At 34.0% G+C, this 22,191-nt stretch carries 2 protein-coding genes; both read left to right on the top strand.

Annotation, left to right across the window (positions count from 1 at the left end):
• Nucleotides 1-7: 7 nt before the first annotated feature.
• Nucleotides 8-21,565: a hypothetical protein gene (locus PHF25_00395; GenBank protein ID MDD4526477.1), complete on the top strand. Its 21,558-nt coding sequence runs from the start codon at nucleotides 8-10 to the stop codon at nucleotides 21,563-21,565.
• Nucleotides 21,566-21,738: 173 nt separating this feature from the next.
• Entirely contained in the window at nucleotides 21,739-22,116 is a 378-nt protein-coding gene (locus PHF25_00400) for a hypothetical protein (GenBank protein MDD4526478.1), read from the top strand.
• The last annotated feature ends 75 nt before the right edge of the window (nucleotides 22,117-22,191 follow it).

Below are 22,191 nucleotides of genomic sequence, written 5' to 3' on the forward strand. Positions count from 1 at the left end.
GGTTTATATGGGATTTGGTGATGGTAACATTGGCGCTTTTGGAGGTTATGGTTCTTCAAGAACTAGCATTCCTGCTGTATCTTCTATTCCAGAAGTTAAGAAAGTAAAAGTTAATCAAGAACAAGAACTTTCTGCGTTATCCGCTAATGTTGTTTTTCCAATAGATAAGAGAGGGAACTTGGTTGTTCCTCAAGAATTAAAACAGTTAATTGCTCAAGGCAGAGATTTAGCTGTGATGGTTACCTTTAATGATGATAGTCAACAAAGATTAGTGATTGGTGAAAGTAACAAAGATTTACTATTTCAGCTAGACTCAAAGGATATATTTGCAATTCAAGTTGGAATTGTGTCAGGTAAAGGGGATACAACTTCCCCTAGTATAGAGTTTGGATATATGCCAGAAGACCTTATCAGGTTAAGAGAAAATATTGTTATAACAATCAATGAAAAGAATGAAATTAAGTGGCCAACACTCAAGAGTGTCGAAGATAAGGATTATTCTTTTAAGGTTGGAAATGTAGAAGTAGATAAGTCAAAAGTTTTTAACTATGATACGAATAATCCAATATATTTAATTGTAAAAAGACAAGGGTTAGTTTTTTCATTTAAACTTAAGTTAGAAAGAAAGATTGCAGAAACTGCTGCTACTAAAAAAATACAATCAGCTGACACAATATTTACTGAAGCAGTAAGTCCTATTTCAGAACAAGTAACAATCAAAGGTGTAACTATTAATGAGAACAAAGCTGTAATGCCTACCTTAGATGCTGCTGATAGTAAGGTTAAGGCACTTGAGGAGAATGGATACAATCTGTATTGGAAATATTCAAACGAAAACGGGACAAAGTATTTGCCTTTTTCAGAAGGAAGCATCGCCTTAGCTGATGGGTATTATGATCAAGGAAATATTTCTTTATACATAGGAAAGAGTTCTATTAAAAAATCAGAAATTAACAATGAGTTGTTAGTCTATAGTGAAACGAGGTTAGATGTACAAGCTGTTGTTGCTTTGAAAAGTAAAGTTGATGAGATATGGAGCTTTTTAATTGACCAAGGGATTCTTGAGAAGACTGATAGCCCCGAAGGTTCTGCAAATATTCTAGTTTCAACAGATGAGATAGAACAAATTCTTATTAATTCTAGTTTTGATTACAACACAAAGGTAATTCTTTTTCAATTATTAACAAAGAGTATTAACATTGATTTAAAAGTTGACTTGGATATGTATGTTTCAAAAGATGTTGATTTTAGTACACCGATACCAACGCTAGATGTGGCAAAAATTGAAATTAATAGAGAAGGTAACGCAAGTTTTGGACTTCTTGTTAAGGAAGGCAAGGTATCAGTTTCTTTATCTTTCCAACAAAAAGATCTTGCAATTAAACTTGGGTGCAAAGAAAGTGATTTGCAAAAGTTATTTATGAAGGCTCAAGAAAATGGGTATGTCGATGCTTTAACAGGTGGATTAGTAATTACAAGTGATAATTTAATGCAAATAAAAGAATTAATAGAAGATGTTAATTTAAAAGAGAATTGGGATATTTTATTTTCAAGCGTTGAGTTACCAATGGACATACAAATTAGTTCTAAATCATCTGCATATGAACGGAAGAGTGTTCAGTTTTTTATTGGAAATCAATTAAATCTTAAAAAGGGAGAGATTTTAGTTTCTTGGACAAATGGTGTCGATAGCTTGACTTTAGCTCCTGAAGTTTCGAATCAACTTATTGAGGTGGAGCGTGTAGTTGGAGTTAATGAAAACAGAGTTCTCGCTCCAGAGATAGAAGGTTTATTAGGAGAAGTTGATATGTTTTATGCAGTAGAAGGAAACGGTATTTCCAGTTTCAGTAGGATAAACCAATATGGTCAATCCTTGAATGAATTGGCTATTGATTATTTATTAGAAAATGAAGCAACAGTAAACAGGATAAGACAAGCAATTATTGACAACAAACCAATTGAAAATAAAGATAAAGTTTTTATTTATGATTTGTTGTTTTTTGGCTTTAATAAAAGCAGATTAATTAATGATTCTATGTTTAGTTTTGAAGATAGTAAAAGTGTTGACCAAATGTCAATTTCAGGAATGTTTTTAAGGGTTGAAGTTTTAAACGTTTTGTTTGGTAAGCAATTCGCGTATTTAAAAGATTTTTCTGATGTTTTTAAGATGGTTTTTAATCAGCAGGAATATAAAGCAATAGCCTATCAAAGAACAAATATAGATACAAGTTCCCTTGAAGTTTTGAAGCAACCAACGGATGTTCAATCTAGCGGTGACAGTAGGGCAGTTCAGCAATCTAATGAAGATAATTATGTTTATTTTGTTGAAAAAATTGAAAATTTTGAGAATCTTTTCGAGGCATATGTGGCACCAAGAAATCAACAAATGGAAGAGATACAACAAATGCTGCATATGTATAATCCAGCATTTGCTGATATTAATGGACAAAAAGGTATAAGAAGCGATGAGATGAGATATTTGGCAAATTTGTTTAGCGAGGAAACTGCCTCAGCTCAGGAGATGGTTGGTTTGTTTCAAAATAATCAGCAAATGATTATTCAATTGTATAACCAATATCCAGAAGTTAGGAAAATTATAGATGATGCAAAATTACAAGCATTTGTTGATCCATTAACTATATCATTGTTGATTAAAGGGCAAGGCGAGTCTTTAAATACTAGCGGTATAAAAAATGAACAGTTTATAAAACAGGCATCTGCTATAAATCTTGGTATTACAAAGGCAGATGGTACTCCACTAACGCTTTATGACTTATTGGTTGTTGGTAATCAGTTATTAACTGGAATATCTGGAACGCTTATTAAAGAATCTTTTAAATATGAAAATAATAGTCAGTTAAAGGCCTATAGCATTCTAAATAGTAGGGCTGTTTTTGGTTATTCAATAAGCCAGGTGTATCAGTCTTTAGAACAAAAGTTGCTAAGCAAACTAAGAGGTTCAAATGAGTCTTTAATTGAAATATTCTCAGGCACAAAGTTGTATCAATTTTTAGTGGATGAGTTTAATAAAGATAGTCAGGGAATAGCAACAGTTGAAGAGTATTGTTTGAGTTATATTCAGAAGAAATTTGAGGCTAAATATTCAGAGATTGAAAGTTATTTAAAAGACGGAAAAGGAGATGGTTCTGCTATACAGATGTTAATTGAACATTTTGCTGGTAGTGCTATAGATAGAAAGGTTTTAGGTCAAATTAAAGATGTTAAAATTGTTCCTAATCAATTATCAAAAAGTAATTATAGTGTTAACCCTGATAAATTAAATGAGCCTAAATATAGAGCTGCAATTCTGAATTTGGTATATCAAACACAAGTAAATAAAACTCAGGGTCATGGGTTTAGGCAAACAACAAATGTTTTTAATCAGATCAATATTTATCAACTTAAAGAGATAATAAATATTATTTCTTCAGATGAAGATTTTTCTGAACTTATAAAGCCATTAAAAGAATTAGTTGCTACTTTAGAGAATACTGGTTGTGTTCTGATAAAGAGTGTAGCTAGTGGGTTTGAATATTATAAAGCTGATGGTTCTTTTGTTACAGTTGCGGCAACACCGTTAATTGAATTAGTTAAAGGATTGGTTGATAGAAATATTTTGCAGGGCGTAGTGGAAACATCCAAGACTTTTACAGCTAAATTACAAAAATCATTAGCAGCTGATAGAGATATTAAGGTGCAAACAAAGGTTATTAGTTTTGATAAGCAGTTTAATATTGATAGTTGGACAAGGATAAGGTTGCTGTATTTAAAGCAAACAAATATAGAAGCATATAATAATATAGTAGCTGCTTTAGCCAAAGTAGAAGATAACGATTTAAGTGATCCTAATGTTTTACGTTATTTGAGTTCCGTTTATATGAATCCTACTTTCTTGTTGTCTCAGAATAAGCCTGTACCAAGCGAAAATTTATTTATGCTTGATGCTGATTTTGCTCTTTGGCTAATAGATGTAATTCAAAGTGATAGTTCTGCTTTTTTGGGAGCAGATTTAATAGTTGACTTAGTTTTTGGGAGGAGGCAGACATTTACTCCTGATAAGAAAACTGTGTTGAATTATTCGCAGGGAGATATAGGGGAAGCCTTAACTGAAATCAGAAACAAGATTTTGGAAGGAAAAATTACTTTTAAAAATAACGAAACGATGCTTCTTGATGGTGACAGTCCTGAAATGAAAAAATTGAAAACATTAATGGCTGTATGGATTCATGGTGTAGATAATAACGCTATTCAGAAACTAGTTGATTTGAAAGATTCTACTGCTGAACCACAAGTGGCTGATTTGCAGGATGCAAATAATTTATTTGGCTCATCAGCTGTGTCCTTTATTAATCAATACTTTGGACCAGTTCCAAGTTTGGGTAGTTGGTTAACATCAGGAGCATCAAAGGTTGCTGGTTTGCCAGAAGTGGGGATACTTACTTCAAATATTAAAGATGCATTTTCTGGTCTTATTACAAATTCTGCATATAATAGCGACCGCTTAAAGAGCGAGGTGATTTATCATAATTTAATTTTATCAAATAATGAAATGAGTGATGAGTATGTTGATGTTTTTATTAATGGACTAAGAAGTTATATTAATCAAACATACTTTCATCCTTCAAGTGAGCTATCAAAAAAGGAAATAGAGGAATTACTGCAAGGGTGGGAATCTCTGAAAGATGTTGAGCCTAAAGGAAACTATGTTATCACTCAGGAAAACTGCAAAAGTAATTTAAAGTATTTATATATTTTAAAATTAGCTGCGGTGGCATCATTTTTAACAATGAATGATGGACTTGGTCGTTCTCAGGAATTAGTTTTAGTTGATGGATACATGACAGGAGCGGAAAAGAAAGAGCCAGTTAGTGATGGTGGCGGGTCTGCACTAGGTGGTTTAGCTTGGGATTTATTGAAAGGAAATAACCCAGCGTTTGTTTTTAGTGAAGGATATCAGTATGTAAGCGCAGTATCTGAAGAGAAAAAAAAGGAAGGTCATGTAGCTTTAGGGGTAGGTGTTGGTGATGCTACTTTAAATTATGTTAGAACCCCTCTTGAGTTTATGAAGTTGAGTTGGTATTTTAAGTTTTCAAGACCTTTAGATATTTGGAAAAGTGTTATTTCTCAGGTGTCAGGAGAAAATAATGTTTTACATCAAAAAGAAATAGCATCTCAAGTTGCATTGGTTACTGCACAGATAGATATAATACGGGATTTGCAGAAATATGGTGAATCGTATGGGTTAAGTGTTGCAGTAATAGGTGATGTAACTAAATCTATTGTTGGTATGGAGAATGTTATTAAAACTATTAGAAATCTAACTTCTTTAAAAGATATTGAAAAGAAAAAGTTAGAAATTTTTGTTTTACTTTCTATGTATATTAATGAAGCAGGTGTTGCAAATAAAGATAGTTTGAAAACAGAATTGTTTGAGCAATTTAAAGGCATAAAAGAAATAACTGTATTGGATAGATATATAAAAGTAGTTAGCAAATTAATAATTATGAAAAAAGATGGACTTAGTTTAGATGATAGTAGTTATCTTTCAATGCTTAAAAATAGCGATGGGTTGTTGGTTTTAGAAGAAAAAATAAAAGAAAAATACCAAAAAAGTAGATGGGATTATTTAGAAGGAGCTTCGTTTGGAGGATATGAGGCTGATCATAGTCTTGGTGCTTTTCAATCTTTGGATGAAGACATTGATGACTTGATGGGGACTGTTTGGAAAAGGGTTGCTGACACTGCAGTTGAAGTAGCTACCATTCAGTTAGATATTTATAATTTCACACATAGCTTCTATCAATTCTATCAGTACTTAGGCATATGGGAAGACATGTCAAACGCAGCTACCCCTAGTGATTGGGCTGCAGTTTGGATAAAGATTAATTTGGCTAATATGTATGTTTTGCCAAAGTCAGGACAAAAATTTAGTGATAGCTGGATGGGCAGGACAGTTGGCAGAGATGTAATTTTATGGAAGCCTGTTGGTTGGGTTGCTGATTCTGCAAAATTCCTTGGAGCCGATAGGATGAAAGGATTGCAATGGTTGTTTAAAGGCATTGATATGCTTAACGAACAGGGTGCGTTATTAACATTAATGGAAGCAACCGGAGTTTCTGGCAAAGCGTCAGATAAGTGGGAGAATCTAACAAAAAAAGATGGTCAATATAAGTCAGGATATTTAGCACTGAGAGCCTTAGTCGATGTGGTAGGAACAATGAGTATTGTGGGAAATCGTGATTATGAAAAAGCACAGGTAACTGACCTGACAGACATGAGTAAATTCAGAGCAGCTAGATTAATATTTAATGGTAGTGTATTAAGAAGTTTGGGTGATACGGTTTTTAGTAAAGGAATAGATAGGCTTAATGCAAATGTCGTTTTGTATGCCCTAGATAAGTGGAAGCAAGAATTTATTGGCAATTACCCAAATGGCAAATTTAGGGACTATGTGAAGCAAATTTTTCATGAGTGTGCTGGGGATCCTGCTGTTGCAAGATATTTTGAAAGAATGAGTTATGATAGTTTTCAGGCAGAAACAGAGAAGTCTGTCACCGAAGTAACCATCAAAGCTGATGGTTCATTATCTTTTTATTGTGTATCTCCAGATGCTAAAAGAAATATTGATTTATCTAAATTGCAGGAAACATTAAAATTTAATGGTGTTTTGGATGGAATTTCTGTTAAGAGTGTTTCTGAGGATGGAACAAGTATCAATCCAAAAGAAGTTAATATAGGTAAAATTATTATTGGGTCATCAATGGCAAATGAAAATAATGCTGTTTTTGTTTTAAGAAGCGATAATCCTTCGTTTAGTAAAGATAATTTAGAATTACATCTTTCAGTTGACTTGGCACGTGGATTAACATCAGGGGCTTCTTCATCTATGGCCTTTGAAAGATGTTTGAATGAGATAAAGTCTCGACCACTTCAGTTGGATGCAGGATTTAAAAGAAGTATTGCTAATTTTGGGACTGATGGAAATAGTGTTTCTAAAATGCAAGACTTTTATACGCTTGTAACAAACGATACTCTTATTGTAATAAATGAGGATGTTTTTAAGGCACTTAACGGAAAGTTCTCTTTTCAAGAACTTTCAGTGTTTTTTAGGCTTATTAAAGAGCAACCAAATAATTGGAAAATGAATATTGATTCGGTCAATAATTATTTAGAGCAAGTTAGGTTTAGAGATGTTGTGCCTCCTGATTTTAGAAAGGCAGCTGATATAATTTTTGGTAAAGCAGAACAATTAGCAAGAGTTTTTTTAGAACATTCTGGAGGAATAAGAGGTTCTGTTTTTGATGAAAAATTTAATGAATTTTGGAAAAACAATGCTGAAGTTAAGTCAGCATTGGCATCGATTGGTAGTGATTTAGATTCCTATCACGTTGATGGCGAAAAAAGAGAACGGCTAGAATCTTTCATCTCCGAAAAATCAAGAGACTATGCTAAAGGTGTTGTTCTTGCGAGACAGTCACATGAAGACTTATGGTCTTTTATTGAGGGACAGAAAGCTTCCCTGAAGGAGAATGGAAATAGTGTTCTAAATCAGTTATTAGATAGTTGTAGAAATATAGATGACTTTTATAAAGCTTGTAGTATTGGTGTAGAAGGGAAAGATTCGCGTAATAATCCTGACGCATATAAGGCAGCTCTTCAAATAATAATTGATGCCCAAAGGGAAGATTGTGAAACAGCTTTTAATGCAGTAAAAGGAGCGAATGATGAAGAGGCAAAGAAGGCAGCAAAAGGGCAACCTCACAATAAAAGAGCAAGTATTGATGAATTCCAAAAAGCAAATGCTGATGGGAAACTAACTAGTAAGGTTTTGGGTATGTGGACTCTTTCTGTATTGAAGTCAGAAGGGTTTCGACCTATTGAAGGATCATTAGCAACATTAGCAATGCAAGCAAACAGTAAAGATATGTTTTTTAATATGAATGCTGGCGGAGGCAAGACTATTTTGATAACAGGACTGGTCTTATTCCGTTATATGATGGGGTATCATGTGGTTGTAGGCGTTTCTAATGATGCAGATAAATCAGCTGGTGTTAAATCAACAACGAGAGTTTATGAAACTATGTTTGGTAAGCCTCCAGCTGTATATGAACGACCAATAGGAGCATATAATCCTGAGACGTTACGGGCTATGTTTGCAAAAAGTAGAGTGGTTTATGTGAACCATTCAGATTTTCTTTCTAGAGCATTGCAAGACATTATTAATCCAACAGAGAGAATTTTGCCAACCGATTCAAGCGATTCGATGGTGTATATATTAGATGAAGCAGACAAAAATTTGTTAATAGATGGAACGAATCCTACCATTATGAGTACTTCAAATAATGAGATATTAAAAGGTATTGATAAGGACCAGTATGTTGTGGCGGTAAGGGTAATGGATGCTTTTATTAAAAACAATGCTAAGAAAGAAGGCGAATTAGTTTTTAGAGTAGGAGACCAATTTTTTCTAACAGAAAAGGGCACATTAGAATTTAAAAGAATGTTAGCTATTGATATTTTAAAAGTAAGTATGTCAAAAATCGTATTCTCTGATAATTTACCATCAGTTAGAGAAATTCAATCTAGAATAGATAAAATAAAGCTAGCAAGTAATGCCAGAGAAATAAGTTTACAGCTTAATTCTAGTGAAAACTTAATGTATGAGCGAGTGGCATTTATGGCAAACGATGTTTTAGACGTAACTAAAACTTTTATTTGTGGTGAACAGTATGATGTTGTTAAAGGGAAGGTGAAATTGTTAGACCAAGGAATGAGAAGGTTTAATTGGAGTAGTGTACAACAGAAATATCATCAAATAGTAGAAGCATATCATTTGAGTGGATCTGGTCCGAGACGTAATGATGGTTCTATTTCTCATATTTCAAGACCATCCTTTAGTAGTATAAGTTTAACCACACAGAAATTTCAGAAAGATGTTATTAATGCAATATTGGGTTTGTCAGGAACCAATTTGGAGATGCATAGAGAGATAGAACGATTAATGATAGAACATATCCCTGCAAAGGACATTGCACCACAGACGCTTAAGTTCGCTCCGCAGATTTCGGTAAATGGATTAGAAGCACAAAAACAGAATGTACTTTTTTTAGCTGCTAGCAAGATGGCAGAAGGAGCTCCTATTTTACTCCATATACCAAAGAAAAAGTCAGGAAAGTCAGGATTGGAGGCGGAACTAACCATACAAGTGTTTGAAGAGTATACTAAAGATTTTTTTGATTTTTTAGATAAGAAAATTAAGGATAATAATTATTCGGACAAACAATTTGATGCTATTTATCAAAGATTAGGAGGTGGTGAGTATTTAGTTAAATATCAAGCCATTTTAGATTTTAATGCTTTAGTTGGTCGTTTTTTCGGATCCACTAAGTCAAGTTCAGGAATAGGCATTGATCATGTTTTTGAAGGAACAGCAGATGATCTTGAAAAACAAAGAATAGATTATTTTGGGGATGGAACAATTAGGGTATTAATGAGTACAAATAGTAACAGGGCTGTTGATATCCAACCTACCTCTGAGTTTTTTAAAGAATCTTGGAAGAAAATGATTAGTGATAAAGCAAAGCCAGAAGCCAAAAAGAGACTTGAGGCATTGGCTAAGTATCTAAACATTGGGGTAGACGAATTAAAAGGATATAAGGCACATGATGCTCTTATACTATTGCGACGCAAATCTGGATATTCCAATATTGGCATGGTTGGTGTAATGACACAACTGAAAAGAGACAGTGTTGAATGGATACAAGAGATTTTTCGTTTAGGCCGAACACTAGGTTTAGGTAGGTCAGAAGGAGCAGTTTATGGCGTTACTAATATTTGGGATAATAATCTTTCAAAAAGACCTGAATTACAAGCATTAGTTCGAGATAATTGTTTTACTGAGGAGGGCATTTCAGCCTTAATGGATGTTCCTTTTTATCCTCTTAATTCTATGTTGCAGATAGATAATATAGGCAAGTATCTTGTGGCTATTCCAGAGGATAAAGAGGCGATAGATGCTATTACTAAATTTGCGTATGGTATATTAAAAGAATTTCATGATTTAAGTTTAAAATCAGACTTGTCGGCGGTTGAAAAGAAACGGTTAAGCCAAATAAAGTCAAATTATCGCGGGCTTGTGTCTTTAACTAAGAATATACCTGAGTTGTTTGCAAAAAGAGAATACAGTTTACCTGGAAATTTAGCGGATATTACAGATGAAGGTTTAAGAATAGCAATTTCTGTTGGTATTTTCCGCGACATGACGGGTAACGAAGTAGGTTCGATTTGTTCTGAACTAGCAAAGAGCCATAACCCATCTAAGGGCAAGGAGTCTATAGATTGGAAAGCAGCAGAAGGCAGAATCTATAATTATCGAGTAGCTACTGACCTAGTGTTAGTCGGGATTATTAAACAAAACGACGTTTCAGATTTTATTAAGGATGGCTTTGAGAATAATAAGTTTATTCATCTAAAACAAAGTGTTTCTATGTTTAATAAAGTTAGAGGTTCTTTAGAAAAAACTAATCGTGATAACATGGAGTCTTCAAAAGCTTCTCAAGGTAAAACATTAGAAAGGCAATCACCACTAAGATTGCTACAAGATCTTCTTGGTAAGTCTCAAGGTGATGGTAAACGTAGTTTTCGTTTGGGTTATAGGGCAACTGATATTGAATATATTTCACGAGATTTTTCACAATTAAATCAAGTTAAGGATATCCCAACAATGTTGACAATGTTTTTTGAAAGAGCATTAGAAGTAAATTCAAAACAGTTTTGTGTATCACAGGGGATTAGCTCGTTAGATGAATTAATGGTTAAGATGATTACTAACAAATCAGTAAGAAGAAAGTATGAAAGTTATATTAATAGCAAAATGGGATTTAATGTTGAATATGTTAGTGGTGTTAGAGAGTGGGATATTTTTAAGTCAGGAGTATCAAAGAGTTTTTATGGTTTAGCATCAGACCCTAAAATGCCAAAAGATAGACAAGCAGCAGCAGCAACTCTTATTTCCCAACGTTTAGCATTAGTTAACGTTTATCTTTCTGAGGCAGAAAAGTATATTGAGCATTTGACAGCTACTACGATGGTTATTGGCTCTGATGTCAATTATGAAAGTTTGTGGCAGAGCATGCAAGAAGGATTAATAGACAAAATGGCGATTGATATGTTTTCTGATGGTAGTAGGCCAAAAACCATCCTTAAAAAAACAGTAAAAAACGTAGCTGATTTCTTTTATTTTAAGTTTATTTATGATGTAGATTTAAAGGTGGAAAAACATAGGGCTGAACACCAGGAAGCGATAAATGAGGTTAATTATAAAAGCTGGAATAGACTTTCTGATACATTATTTGGATGGAAAGCATCTCGCGCATTAAAGGGGAATGATAATTATAAAAATAATCCAGAAGAAAAAGTACAATATCAGTTAAAAAATTTAATTCTTAGATGTAATAGGGAAAATAGAGACCCTTCTGATGATGAATTAAAACTTATTTTTGGTGAAAAGTTTAGTATAAGTGCTAATTATCTTCAGGCAAATGATTTTGGTGCAATAATGCCGCAAGACGTGTTAGCCAAGTTTGGTTTAAATCGAATAGTCAACTCTCAAGCAATAGCATTGTTTTTTGAACAATTTACGATAACATCTCAGGGATATTATTGGATAGATGCTGAAAAGGTTAATGATTTTATTGCTTGGTTGGATAATTCAAAAACCGTTAAAGATGCAGAAACTATAAAGAAGTTTGAAACATTAGCTAATCTTCTTCTCCAAAAGAAACCAGTTAAGAGTAAAGGAGTGCCAGAAGGTACTTATATAGAATTAAGCGCAACTGACAAAAAATCATTACAAATTAAATTGGGAGAAATAAGAGATAATCAACCAGATGCTTTAAAAGTCGAATATGAATATTTAAGACAAGAGGGGTACATCGATGCTCAGGGAAGAATCCTAAAGGGAACTGAGGTTATAAGTAAAGATGAAAACATTACAGCAGCAACAAGGAACAAATTAACTACTGCTGTTGAAAAAATTACATCTACAATAAATCAAATAAATCAAAAGCTTATTTCAGATGGTAATCCATCCGGAAAAAGTATTTTAATATATGATGGGTCTTATAAGTTTGCAGAAGTTATATCAGTAGATGAACAGAAAGATCATAGGGTTATTAGAATTGGTAGAGTTTGGGGTGGAGGGCAAACAGATTATTTGGGGTTAATTTATCATAAGCAAGGTAATAGATTTGCCTTTGGAAGCGAAACAAGCTCAAAGTACGAGATTATTGTTGCAGAGAGTAAGCTACAGGAAAGTTTTATGGACCTTTTTGAAAAGGCGATTTCTCAGAAAAGTGACAATAACGGTGATCATGCAAGGATGTTTTTGCAGTCTATTGATATATCAATAGAAAAAATGAAAGGCTTAACGGGGTTTCCTTCTTTTTTTAATTATAAGGTTCTTGGTCAGAGGTTAGGGATAAAAAGTGAAGATGAACAAATAAAAAAATATCAGGACTGGAGAAGGTTGGGGTATGTCGATAGTAATGGGAAGTTAACAGAGAAGTTTATGTATTTGACAAAAGAAGATCTCTCTACGGAACAAGAGAGAGAGTTTCAGTCTAAGGCATTAACATTGTTTGATTTGTCAGGGAAAGCATTACAAATGCTTTCTGAATTTGTAAGAATACATGAAACCAGCCATATGCGTGACTTTAAAGATAATATGCTTGCAGACATGCCAGAAGGTATAAGGAAAGATCCTTTTGTTGATATGTTGTTAGAATTTAGTGCTGATTTTGGTAAAGATGGAATCATTGAAAAAATAATAGCTATGGATGGAAATAGAGCTCAATCAAAAGCTATTTTTCAGTATTTGCTTTTTAGATTATCAGCTTCCCAAGACCCTACTGATAAAGAAATGTATCAAGTATTAAAGAGTTGTGTGGGAAGTAAAGGAGAGCTTGATATCCCTAAATTAAATACATTATCAAAGAGAATAACCAAGCACGTTAACAGTACTTTTGAAGCGTTAAAACAAAATAGTAGTGAGTATAACCTGGCTAATTCTGTTAGAGATCAACAATCTCGTTTTAGTGTTTTTCTAGGGGAAATATCATTTGTCAAAAAATCTGAAGTATCTGGTGCTGACAGTAAATCTCCTGAAGGCGTATCCTACATGAAAGCAACAGCTTTGCCAGAAAAGGGTACACCTGCGCAAAGAAACCAATCTGACACTCAGCCAGATGCTACTAAATATAAAGATGTGGAGTATATATCAACGCCTCATACTGAAGGCGATTACAAGCGAGCTGTTCTTGCAATTTCAGATTTGGGCCAAGAGAATCCAAATCAGGTTTTTGAGGTTAAGAGCTCAACAAAAGTTCAGATAATATTTACTGCTGAAGATGCAAAAACAGTGCAAACAGAAAGATTAGTTATCGAAGGTTTTGGTGATGAGCTTGGTAAGGCTATTGCAACAGGAAGACAAGATTTAAGCAAAAAGCAACAAATGAATCTATATTCGTATATTTTACAACAAATTAGAAACACAACTGAACTTTCAGATGAGTCTGCTAAACAACAAGCAAATTCTATGTTGAAAAGTTCTTTAGATAGTATTCAGCCGGGATTAGGTGACAAGTTTGAGAAAGCATATCCTTCTTTTAAAAATTGTTTTGATGCTTATTCAAGGATTATTAGTGCAACCCAACAGCAGCTGGACAACGGGAGTGATAAACAAAAGGTTAATCTTAGGAAATCTCCAAGTGGTGTTGTGATTTCTATGGTTGATAGGGCTATCAATGACAGCAACGCAACAAAAGATGGTGGCAGTTTAACTAGCGAACAACCTTTTTATGTTATTAGAGGGTCATCCGCAGAAGTTATAGTTAGGATGGGTTTAATGCCTATGTTTTTTGGTGGAGAAAAGTATGCTGGTAAAGTAGGTAGTGTTGAGTTCCAGCATCAGTCTTGGGGTGCGAATGCTACTTATCAGGACGAACAGCTGTTAATGAGAATGGAAGATGAAGATGCTTTATCCTTAAAGGGTAAGGGGTTTGGTCTAATGATGTTTGCAGCTGACGCAGTTGATGAGGGGCAGTTGGCAGGTAAGCCAATGGGCTTTTCTGCTGTTATACAAAAAGATAATAATGGGAAAATGCACTTTTTAGATGGACAGATAGTCTCTAAATTACAAGATGATATTTATTCAAAAGTACGTGGTGGATCTGCCACATCGATTACAGATGAGTTAATAGAGAAAGCTGTTAAAGATACTAATATCCCTAAAGAGCAAAAGAGTGCCTATTATGAGTTTATGAAGACAACATTAGATAGAGATGTTGTTTTTGTTAGACGTGCTTTTGATGAGCTTGGATGGGTTATGACTGAGGACATGATGAAAAATTATTTTAGTTCAAGAGGTGACAGTTTAGGTGATATTTTTAGAAATGACGGGACAATGGATCCTCAGAAGTTAAAAGAACATGCAGAAGGTTTAAAAAACACTTTGCTTGCTGGGATGACAGAAAGTCAAAAAAGCAAATTAAAGGGTCAAGGATTAACTATTAATCAACAGCTTGAAAGAATGCTTTATCCTGGTGAACGTTCAAGTAGAATAGCAACAGATGTTTTAGAGAATAGTACTCAATTTCTAATGGTACTGGCTGTAGCCGCAGTAATACAATTTACTAATGCAAAAATGAAAAATGAAAAATTTGATATAGAGTCTGTAGTAAATTTGGCTTTTAATGAATTAACAGTTACTGCTGCTTTAATGAAAAGAATGATGATAGAACGAGGTCTTGGAGTTTTGTACCATGGAGAAGGTGTGACTTCCATGACGATATCTGTAATGGTTTCTAGACTTGATACTTATTGTAGGGCCAGGACAGAAGCAATTCATCAAATGGCAGAGTTTAATTTTGTAAGACAAACAGAAAGAGAACAACAGAACAGCTTTAATGATTTGTTGAACACTAATGTTGAACAAGAAGTAGCTTCTGTGCAAGTCGTAGGCAGTGATGTGCAGAGTAACTTAGGTATTTCTTTTACCTACAAAGATAATGTGCTATCAGGGGAAGGCGTAAATCAGTTATTACAAAACTTACAGTATCCTGGTGATTATTTTATAACCGATAGCACTTTCGATGTGTTAAATAACTTATCTTTTAAGGCACTAGCTGTAGAGTATTTTAAAAATACTGGATGCTTGGTTTTGGGCCCAATGAGTGGTGGTTCTGACGTTAAATATTTTGTTTCAGAAAAATTTATAAATATGATGAATTATCACCCTGATGAAATTATGTCTGGGTTGGTGAAATTAATGAAAGATTTTGTAGTAGGTATGGATAAAGAAAAAACTATTATAAAAATTAAAGAGTTGGGCGTGGATGTTGAAGCTATGGGTTTGCAAGATAAGAACGAAACAGAGTTGCGTCAACTATTAGTACAAATCTTGGTTTCATCTATAGTTCGTAAAATGAAAGGATCCTTTGATGTAAGATATGCCTTAAAAGAACAACTAAAGAGAGTTTGGGTGGAGAGTATTATTCGTGATGGGTACATTAAAGAATATAAGTTAGCTGATAGCGACATTACGGAAAAAGGTCAATATAAACCGTCTTTTCTTCAGGAGATGCATTCTGTTTTAGAGAGCAAGGGTCAAGATCTTTTGAGTAGCATGCTTAGTGACGTCAAGAAAGAGTATCCAGATTTTGACTCGATACAGTCTCATTATTTTAGTAGTTTAGTTCTTTTATATGATGAAAGGGATATGCAAATATTTAATGAGTTTCTTCTTCAGAATAAGATTGAATTAACCTCGGAACAATTGGATAAGTTGAAAATCATTAAAGATTCTTATTCAGACTTAATGTCTAAATTAGGGACTATTTTGAAAAGTTATAAAAACAAGAACTGGGATAATCGGGAAATGGATATGTTGTTGTTTGAAATTGACCAAGCATTAGTGTCAACATTTCCAAAACTTAGTGAGTTTATAAAGTTTGCTGATTTGGTGGAGTTAACTAGGGCTGAATTATTGAGAGATAGAATGGTAAGTGTTGATTTTAATAAAGCGTTCCCTTATTTGTCAGTTAATAGTAACGAGTTTTCTGCGTTAACAGTTAAATATGTTAATGATGCTTTAAATAAATCTATAACAGAAAACAGAGTTGGTGTTTCTGATGTTTATAGCTTTATGTTTTCTGATAATGATAAATTAAAACCTAATTATTCTGTTATTTTTGAAGCTATTGAAGTAGACGGGAAAATGTGTTTTAAGCTGAAGGACGGAGTAGATGAAAAGAAACTTAATAAGTTTTTGCAGGAACAACAAAACAATTTTTTTGACTCAAGACAGTTTGTTTTATTACGAGATTTAGCCATCACTTCTTTATCTGTAAGTAATTTAGAAAAAGTACAAACAATTCTTCAAGGAACAGAAAAGGATTACGAGTCTTATTCTAAAGTTCTATATAATAATAAAGATTTATTGGGAGATGTTTTTGGGTTTTATTCAACGGAAGATCTTTTTGTTAGTCAGTTTAAGTTTGAAGTTGCAGGGGATAAGGCTTCAAAGGGATTGATGGAAAACACTAAAGCTAAGGATGGGATGCCAGCCCCAAAAAGACATTTGATTGTTTTTAGAGAACAAGTTTCTGATTATGCAAATGACAATAAAATTCCTTTACTAGAACAAGCAGAGGCTGGAAATCCAGGTCTTGGTACTGCGAAGGGAACAGCCGGAGGCATTATAGGTCTTGCAACATTTAAATATGCTCATGGATTCCTTGAAGGACGTGCGATTAGAAAATGGGGTCAATATGATAAAGCAAATTATAATAATAAGTTTACTAGGATTTTCAATAAAGAAGGTCTTAGAATGCCAAAAATATGTGGGCATACGGCTAAAACACATTTTGCTCCAATGGGACTTGCTTCTTTGGCATATATTATGGTGAGTCAACATTTTTTTAACATAGCCTATGAAAAAAGTGGTGCTGTTAGATTTGTTGTTGATAACTCTATCGATCCATTTTATGAATCTCTCGCTCCACTAAAATTTTTGACGCCAAGTATTTGGCTTAGGTATCTTAATGATGCTCAACGTAATTGGTCAGGTTTTGACCCTATTGGGTTTTCAGGTTTAAAGAGTTCAGATTCCTCATTTAATAGGACGGTTGGCACTGTTGGTAGTTTGGCTGTGGATGTTGGGTTAATGAAATTGGATGTGGAAATGGCGAAACTTGTTCACAGAAGAGCTGTGAAAGCTGGATGGGCTCAGGCGCCTCTTGACGCGGATAATTTACTGACACCTTATCAACGAGCAATAAATGAAGGAGCTGAAGATTTAATTAGTCGTAGAGGAGTTATGATTAATAATTCCGACCTTAGTAAGGTTAAGTTAGCTAGAGTTCCAAGGGGAGTGAAGTCAGTAGTAGATTCTTTAAGTCCGCATTGTCAAAGCATAAGTTCTATCGAAGGTTCAGATGACCTATTAGTAAAACTTAAGGACGGTAAAATGCAAAGGCTTACCTATAAACAAGCGGAGAAGTTATCAGCGGATTTATCAAGAAGAGCAACAGGTCTTTCAGTGACAATGAATGCAAGGGATATTGTCAGAGAAGCTTCTTCAGGGATTTTTCTTGATTTTAAACCTTTAGCTGGGGATATGGTTGAATTTACTACTGTAGGTGGTAAGAAGTTAGTTGTTGGTAAGGCATCTATGGACCAAGCACTTAAAGACGGAAAGGGTGATTTGTATAAGTTTTTGTTTACTGATGATGCAACTGGGCAATTTAAAATAAGAGGTAATAGGCTAATGCAGATTTATGCTGCATTATCTGTAGTAAATATTCTTATTAATGGCGCGCGTGATGGTATCAGTATGGATGATGTTGCTCAGGCGTTAGTGACTGCTGGCAAACAGACAGGTTCCGTTGCGGCAATTGGTTTACTTGAGGGTGTAGCAACTAACGCCGGAGTGATTAATTTAACTATTAGAGGGGCTGTTGTTAAGATTCCACTAGCTGGACCTTACGCAGCTGCCGCTTATGAGTGTTTGAGTGTGTTAATTGAAAATTGGGATGAAGTTAAATCAGGAGGAATTTCTTCCAGTATAGCTATTGAGGAGGCGGTTGAAAAGGCTCTTGTGGTTGGTGGAGCGGTGTTCGTTGGAACAGTTACTGCTAAGGCAGTTTCTGTTGTGATTGCTTCAATGTTAGCAGAAACGAGTGCTGGTGCTGCCGTGTCGGGCGCACTACCGGTTGCTCTTTTGACAGTTGCAACAGCTGCTCTTGTATATTATGCACCAAAAGCTTATGACTGGGGAATTGAAACAACAGGTATAAGAGAAGACAGGGACGAGGTTAGAATGTTAGCCAATTTCTCAAAGGAGGCAGGTGTTACATTGGAAATAACTAATTCTAATGTTCATTCGTGGGGACCTTTTTATTGGAGTAATTTTTTTCAGGACACAAAAAATGGATATTATGATAATGAAAACCTACAAGAGTTAATGGAGAATATATATCCTGGGTATTCTTCATTAAAAGCTTCCCTTGGGCGCGATAATCCTGCTTTTGTTATAGAGAATGGCTCTGGGCCTACAAGAAGGGCTCCTAGTATTTTTGGTAAATTACATGAGTATAGCAACTTAGCTTATGAATTAAATATTAGTGTTAATAGTCTTTACGATATGAATCCGAATTTATTTATTCATATTTGTCAAACTTTAGAACAGAATAAAGATAAGATTAAAGGGAAGATGGTTAATGTTTCCATTGAGAGGGTGGGTTATCAAGATCAACCTGATTTTATGGTTAATTATGTAGTTAAGTTAACGATAGATTATCCTAAGGATGAAATTAGATTAACAATGGGGGCTCAGGAAAAACCGACAGAGATTATTTCTCCATGTTCAATAAGATTACATGGTAAAGGTATTAGTTTATCTGAAGGGATTAATGTTTTTTCCGCAGTAAACACTGGCAAGCTAGTTGTTGATGGACAGGTTGTGGATTCATTGAAGGTTGTGTCAACAGATAGAACTTGGAAGGATACTCTTATTGATGAAGGATTGGGTCGATTTTTACTGGAAACATTTATTGTGAAAGGTGATATTAATTATGAAGGATTAAAATATAATTCTGAATCACAAGGTTATGAGGAGTGGTCAAATCAAATTCTTAAAGATAATAAAGCATTAATTGCTGGTATGGTACAAAAATATCTTGTAACAGGCGAATTGCCTATAAATGATCCAAAATATAAAAACATTATAATTGCAATAGCTACAGAAATTCTAGAAGAGGATATAAAAAGAAATCAAAACAAAGCAGATTCAGCTTTGTTGAGGTTAACTCAAGCCCAAAGGAATAAAGCTTTGTATGAATGGAGAACGTTAGATTCTGAAGGCAAGAGGATTTCCTCTCTTAGTGATTTGAGTGGCAAAGAACGGACTGGTTATTTAGATTTTTTAAAAGCATATAGATATTTGAGTTTAGGGTTTATTAATCCAGAAGCAATAGCAACAATTGTTGGTTGTGATATTCAAGAAGCAAAGTTGATTGTTAGTGTGCTTAAGCAGTCCGAGGTTCTTAAAGGTATTGATAATAATCAAAATGATCTCTATAGAATTGATTATAAAAAAATAACCTTAGGTGAAGATGAGCTAAAAGAATTTATTGATGTTTTGAAGAATAGTATTACAGACGAAACATTTATTGGTTTTGGTGTAGATGTAAAAAATGAGAATATTTTAAGGATAGCTGCAGGTATCGAAACAGTAATAAATTCAGCACTTAGTTTGTCAGAATATGTTTATTTTACTAGACAGCCTCGTGATCGTATTCGTAAAAAAGAATTTGCTTTAAGTGGTGATGATTTTAGAAATATTTATATGCTTTATAAGAATGGGGCTTTTAATAAAAGAGATTCTGGTTTTCTTCAGTTTCATCCTGGCGAATATACCATTGTTAATAAGCCAACCCACTTAAGGCAAGTTTTCCCTTTTGATTTATTGTCCACTAATTTTTTTGCCGATAATCTTAGTGTAAGCGAAAGGCTAATGCGTCATTCGAAGAGTTTTAATCAATCCAAGTTTTATAAATATGTGTATGATAATTATGGGAGTTTGCAGGCTAATGACTATGATAAGTATATGAGGGCTAGAGGGTTTATTAGTATTAGTAATGACTCCGAAGTTCGTAGTGCAACATTAGACTATTTAATGGTTGCAAATTATATTACCAATGAATCTTCACATTTTTTTGAATCACAGGCTAGATTGGATTATAAGAAAACTTATGCCTTTAGGTGCTTGCCTGATGAACAAATCGCTGAGTCAATAAAAGAATTAGATATTACTGCTAGGGAGGATATTGAAGATGCTTTTAGGCTTTGGCAATACGATAGTTTTTTTCAAGAACATAAAGACAGTGTGCTTTTTAAAGTAGATATGAGTCCATCTGCTTTGTTTATAAGGAATGATTATCAGAGCAAGAAGCAATTAAATATTAGTTTGTTTATTTTCAGAGTGATAAGAGGTGATTTTTCGCAGTCACAACTGAGTAGGATTGTTGCAAGCAGAGGGAAATTTGATCAAATTTTAAAGCAAATATCTATGAGTGACATCAAAAAATTAAACCTAATCTTTACAAAGCTTAGTGACCCAAACCTTGCATCTATTGATAGGATGAATGCTTTAGATTATATAATGGAGAATAGTAAGGCTATTAAAGAGTTATACGATTTTATGTTTGACAATGGTTCTTTGTATTATGGCTGGGAGAATGTAGCATTGGTTGAGAATACTGGTTATGATTCAATAGAGAAGTCAGCAGGGGATGATGTTAAAGATTTCCAGAATTTTATTAAGACGATAGCTTTGTTTAAAGGAGTAGCTGGCATTCCTTCTTTGTATTCTAGGAGTAAATTTAGAACATATAATTTTAACTGGATGAATAATGAAAATTTTATTGAATCTTACGTTTCGTTAAAGAGCCAAAGAGAAAGAGATTCTAAATATTTTGGTTCAATGGAGTATGAAAGATTAGCTAGTAATGAAAGAAATGAGCTGAACAATTTTTTGATTAACAATGGCAGAAGTGAGGTTGATGGTACGGAACAACCATCTTTATATGCTAGCGATTTCAGACGATTAGATAAAAATAGACAGAAATTAGTTGAGCTATATAGAACGTTAGCTTATGCAAATAAGAATAATGACATAAAGTCAGCTGATCATTCCATATATGATATTGCAATGATTACTGGTCGTCCCCAGTTAAGCGAATTAAGAGGTCTTGATTCTTTTGTTGCAGAGATTAAGGCAACTAACCACTTAAAAGGTGAAGATTTGCTTAAGCAGAGACAGTTGCTTGCAAGTAAGATTATAAGAAATGGCTCAACAGAGTTTTTGATTGCTATGAGGTCCAAATATCCTGAAGGGAATATTATGGAACATATTCTTAGTTTATTTGATGAAATATCTCAGGGAAAGGATAACGTAGAGGATAAATCCAAGATATTGTTATTGTATAGGTACTATGATGTCGCTTAATATATTGTTTTTTTTTGATATGTGGTTTTGTTTGCAATAATCTAAGGGTTGCAACGATATATTAATATAAATAAAACATCTGAAAGGGGTGTGGTCATTATAGCACTTGTGAATACGGTTAAGATTAGTAAATAGTAAAAAGAAAAATTTAAAAAATAATAGGAGGAAATAAAATGCCAGTAGAAAATAATATGAAAGTAACAACCCCAGCGAAGTTTGATAGTACAAAAATGGAAAAGGTAGCCCCTTCTCCAGCTCAATTAGAGAATCTTACTGCACAAAAGGTAGGACTTGGTAACAGCCTTAAAAGTATGGCGACAGTTGGTCCACAGCTAGGCGAAGATGGCGTAGAACTTGCGGCAATTGTTAATGGTGGGGCAGTAAAAGTAGCATCTACAGCTGTTAAAAAAGAAGCAGGACAAACAATCGTTTTTGATAAAGCAGCGGCTCCAGCAGAAATTGCGGCAACTGATCCAGCAGATAAAGCAGCAGATGCATCAAAATTAGATTCAAAAGCTGTTAAGCCAGGAGAAGTAGAACAAGCAGATTAATTAAAATTATTTTGCTATAATAATAAGAAGTGCCAAAAGGCACTTCTTATTAAGAAAAGAAATAAGGGGATGGAC

It is taken from the genome of Candidatus Margulisiibacteriota bacterium (assembly GCA_028706105.1).
In the GTDB taxonomy this organism is placed as follows: domain Bacteria; phylum Margulisbacteria; class Riflemargulisbacteria; order GWF2-35-9; family DYQY01; genus DYQY01.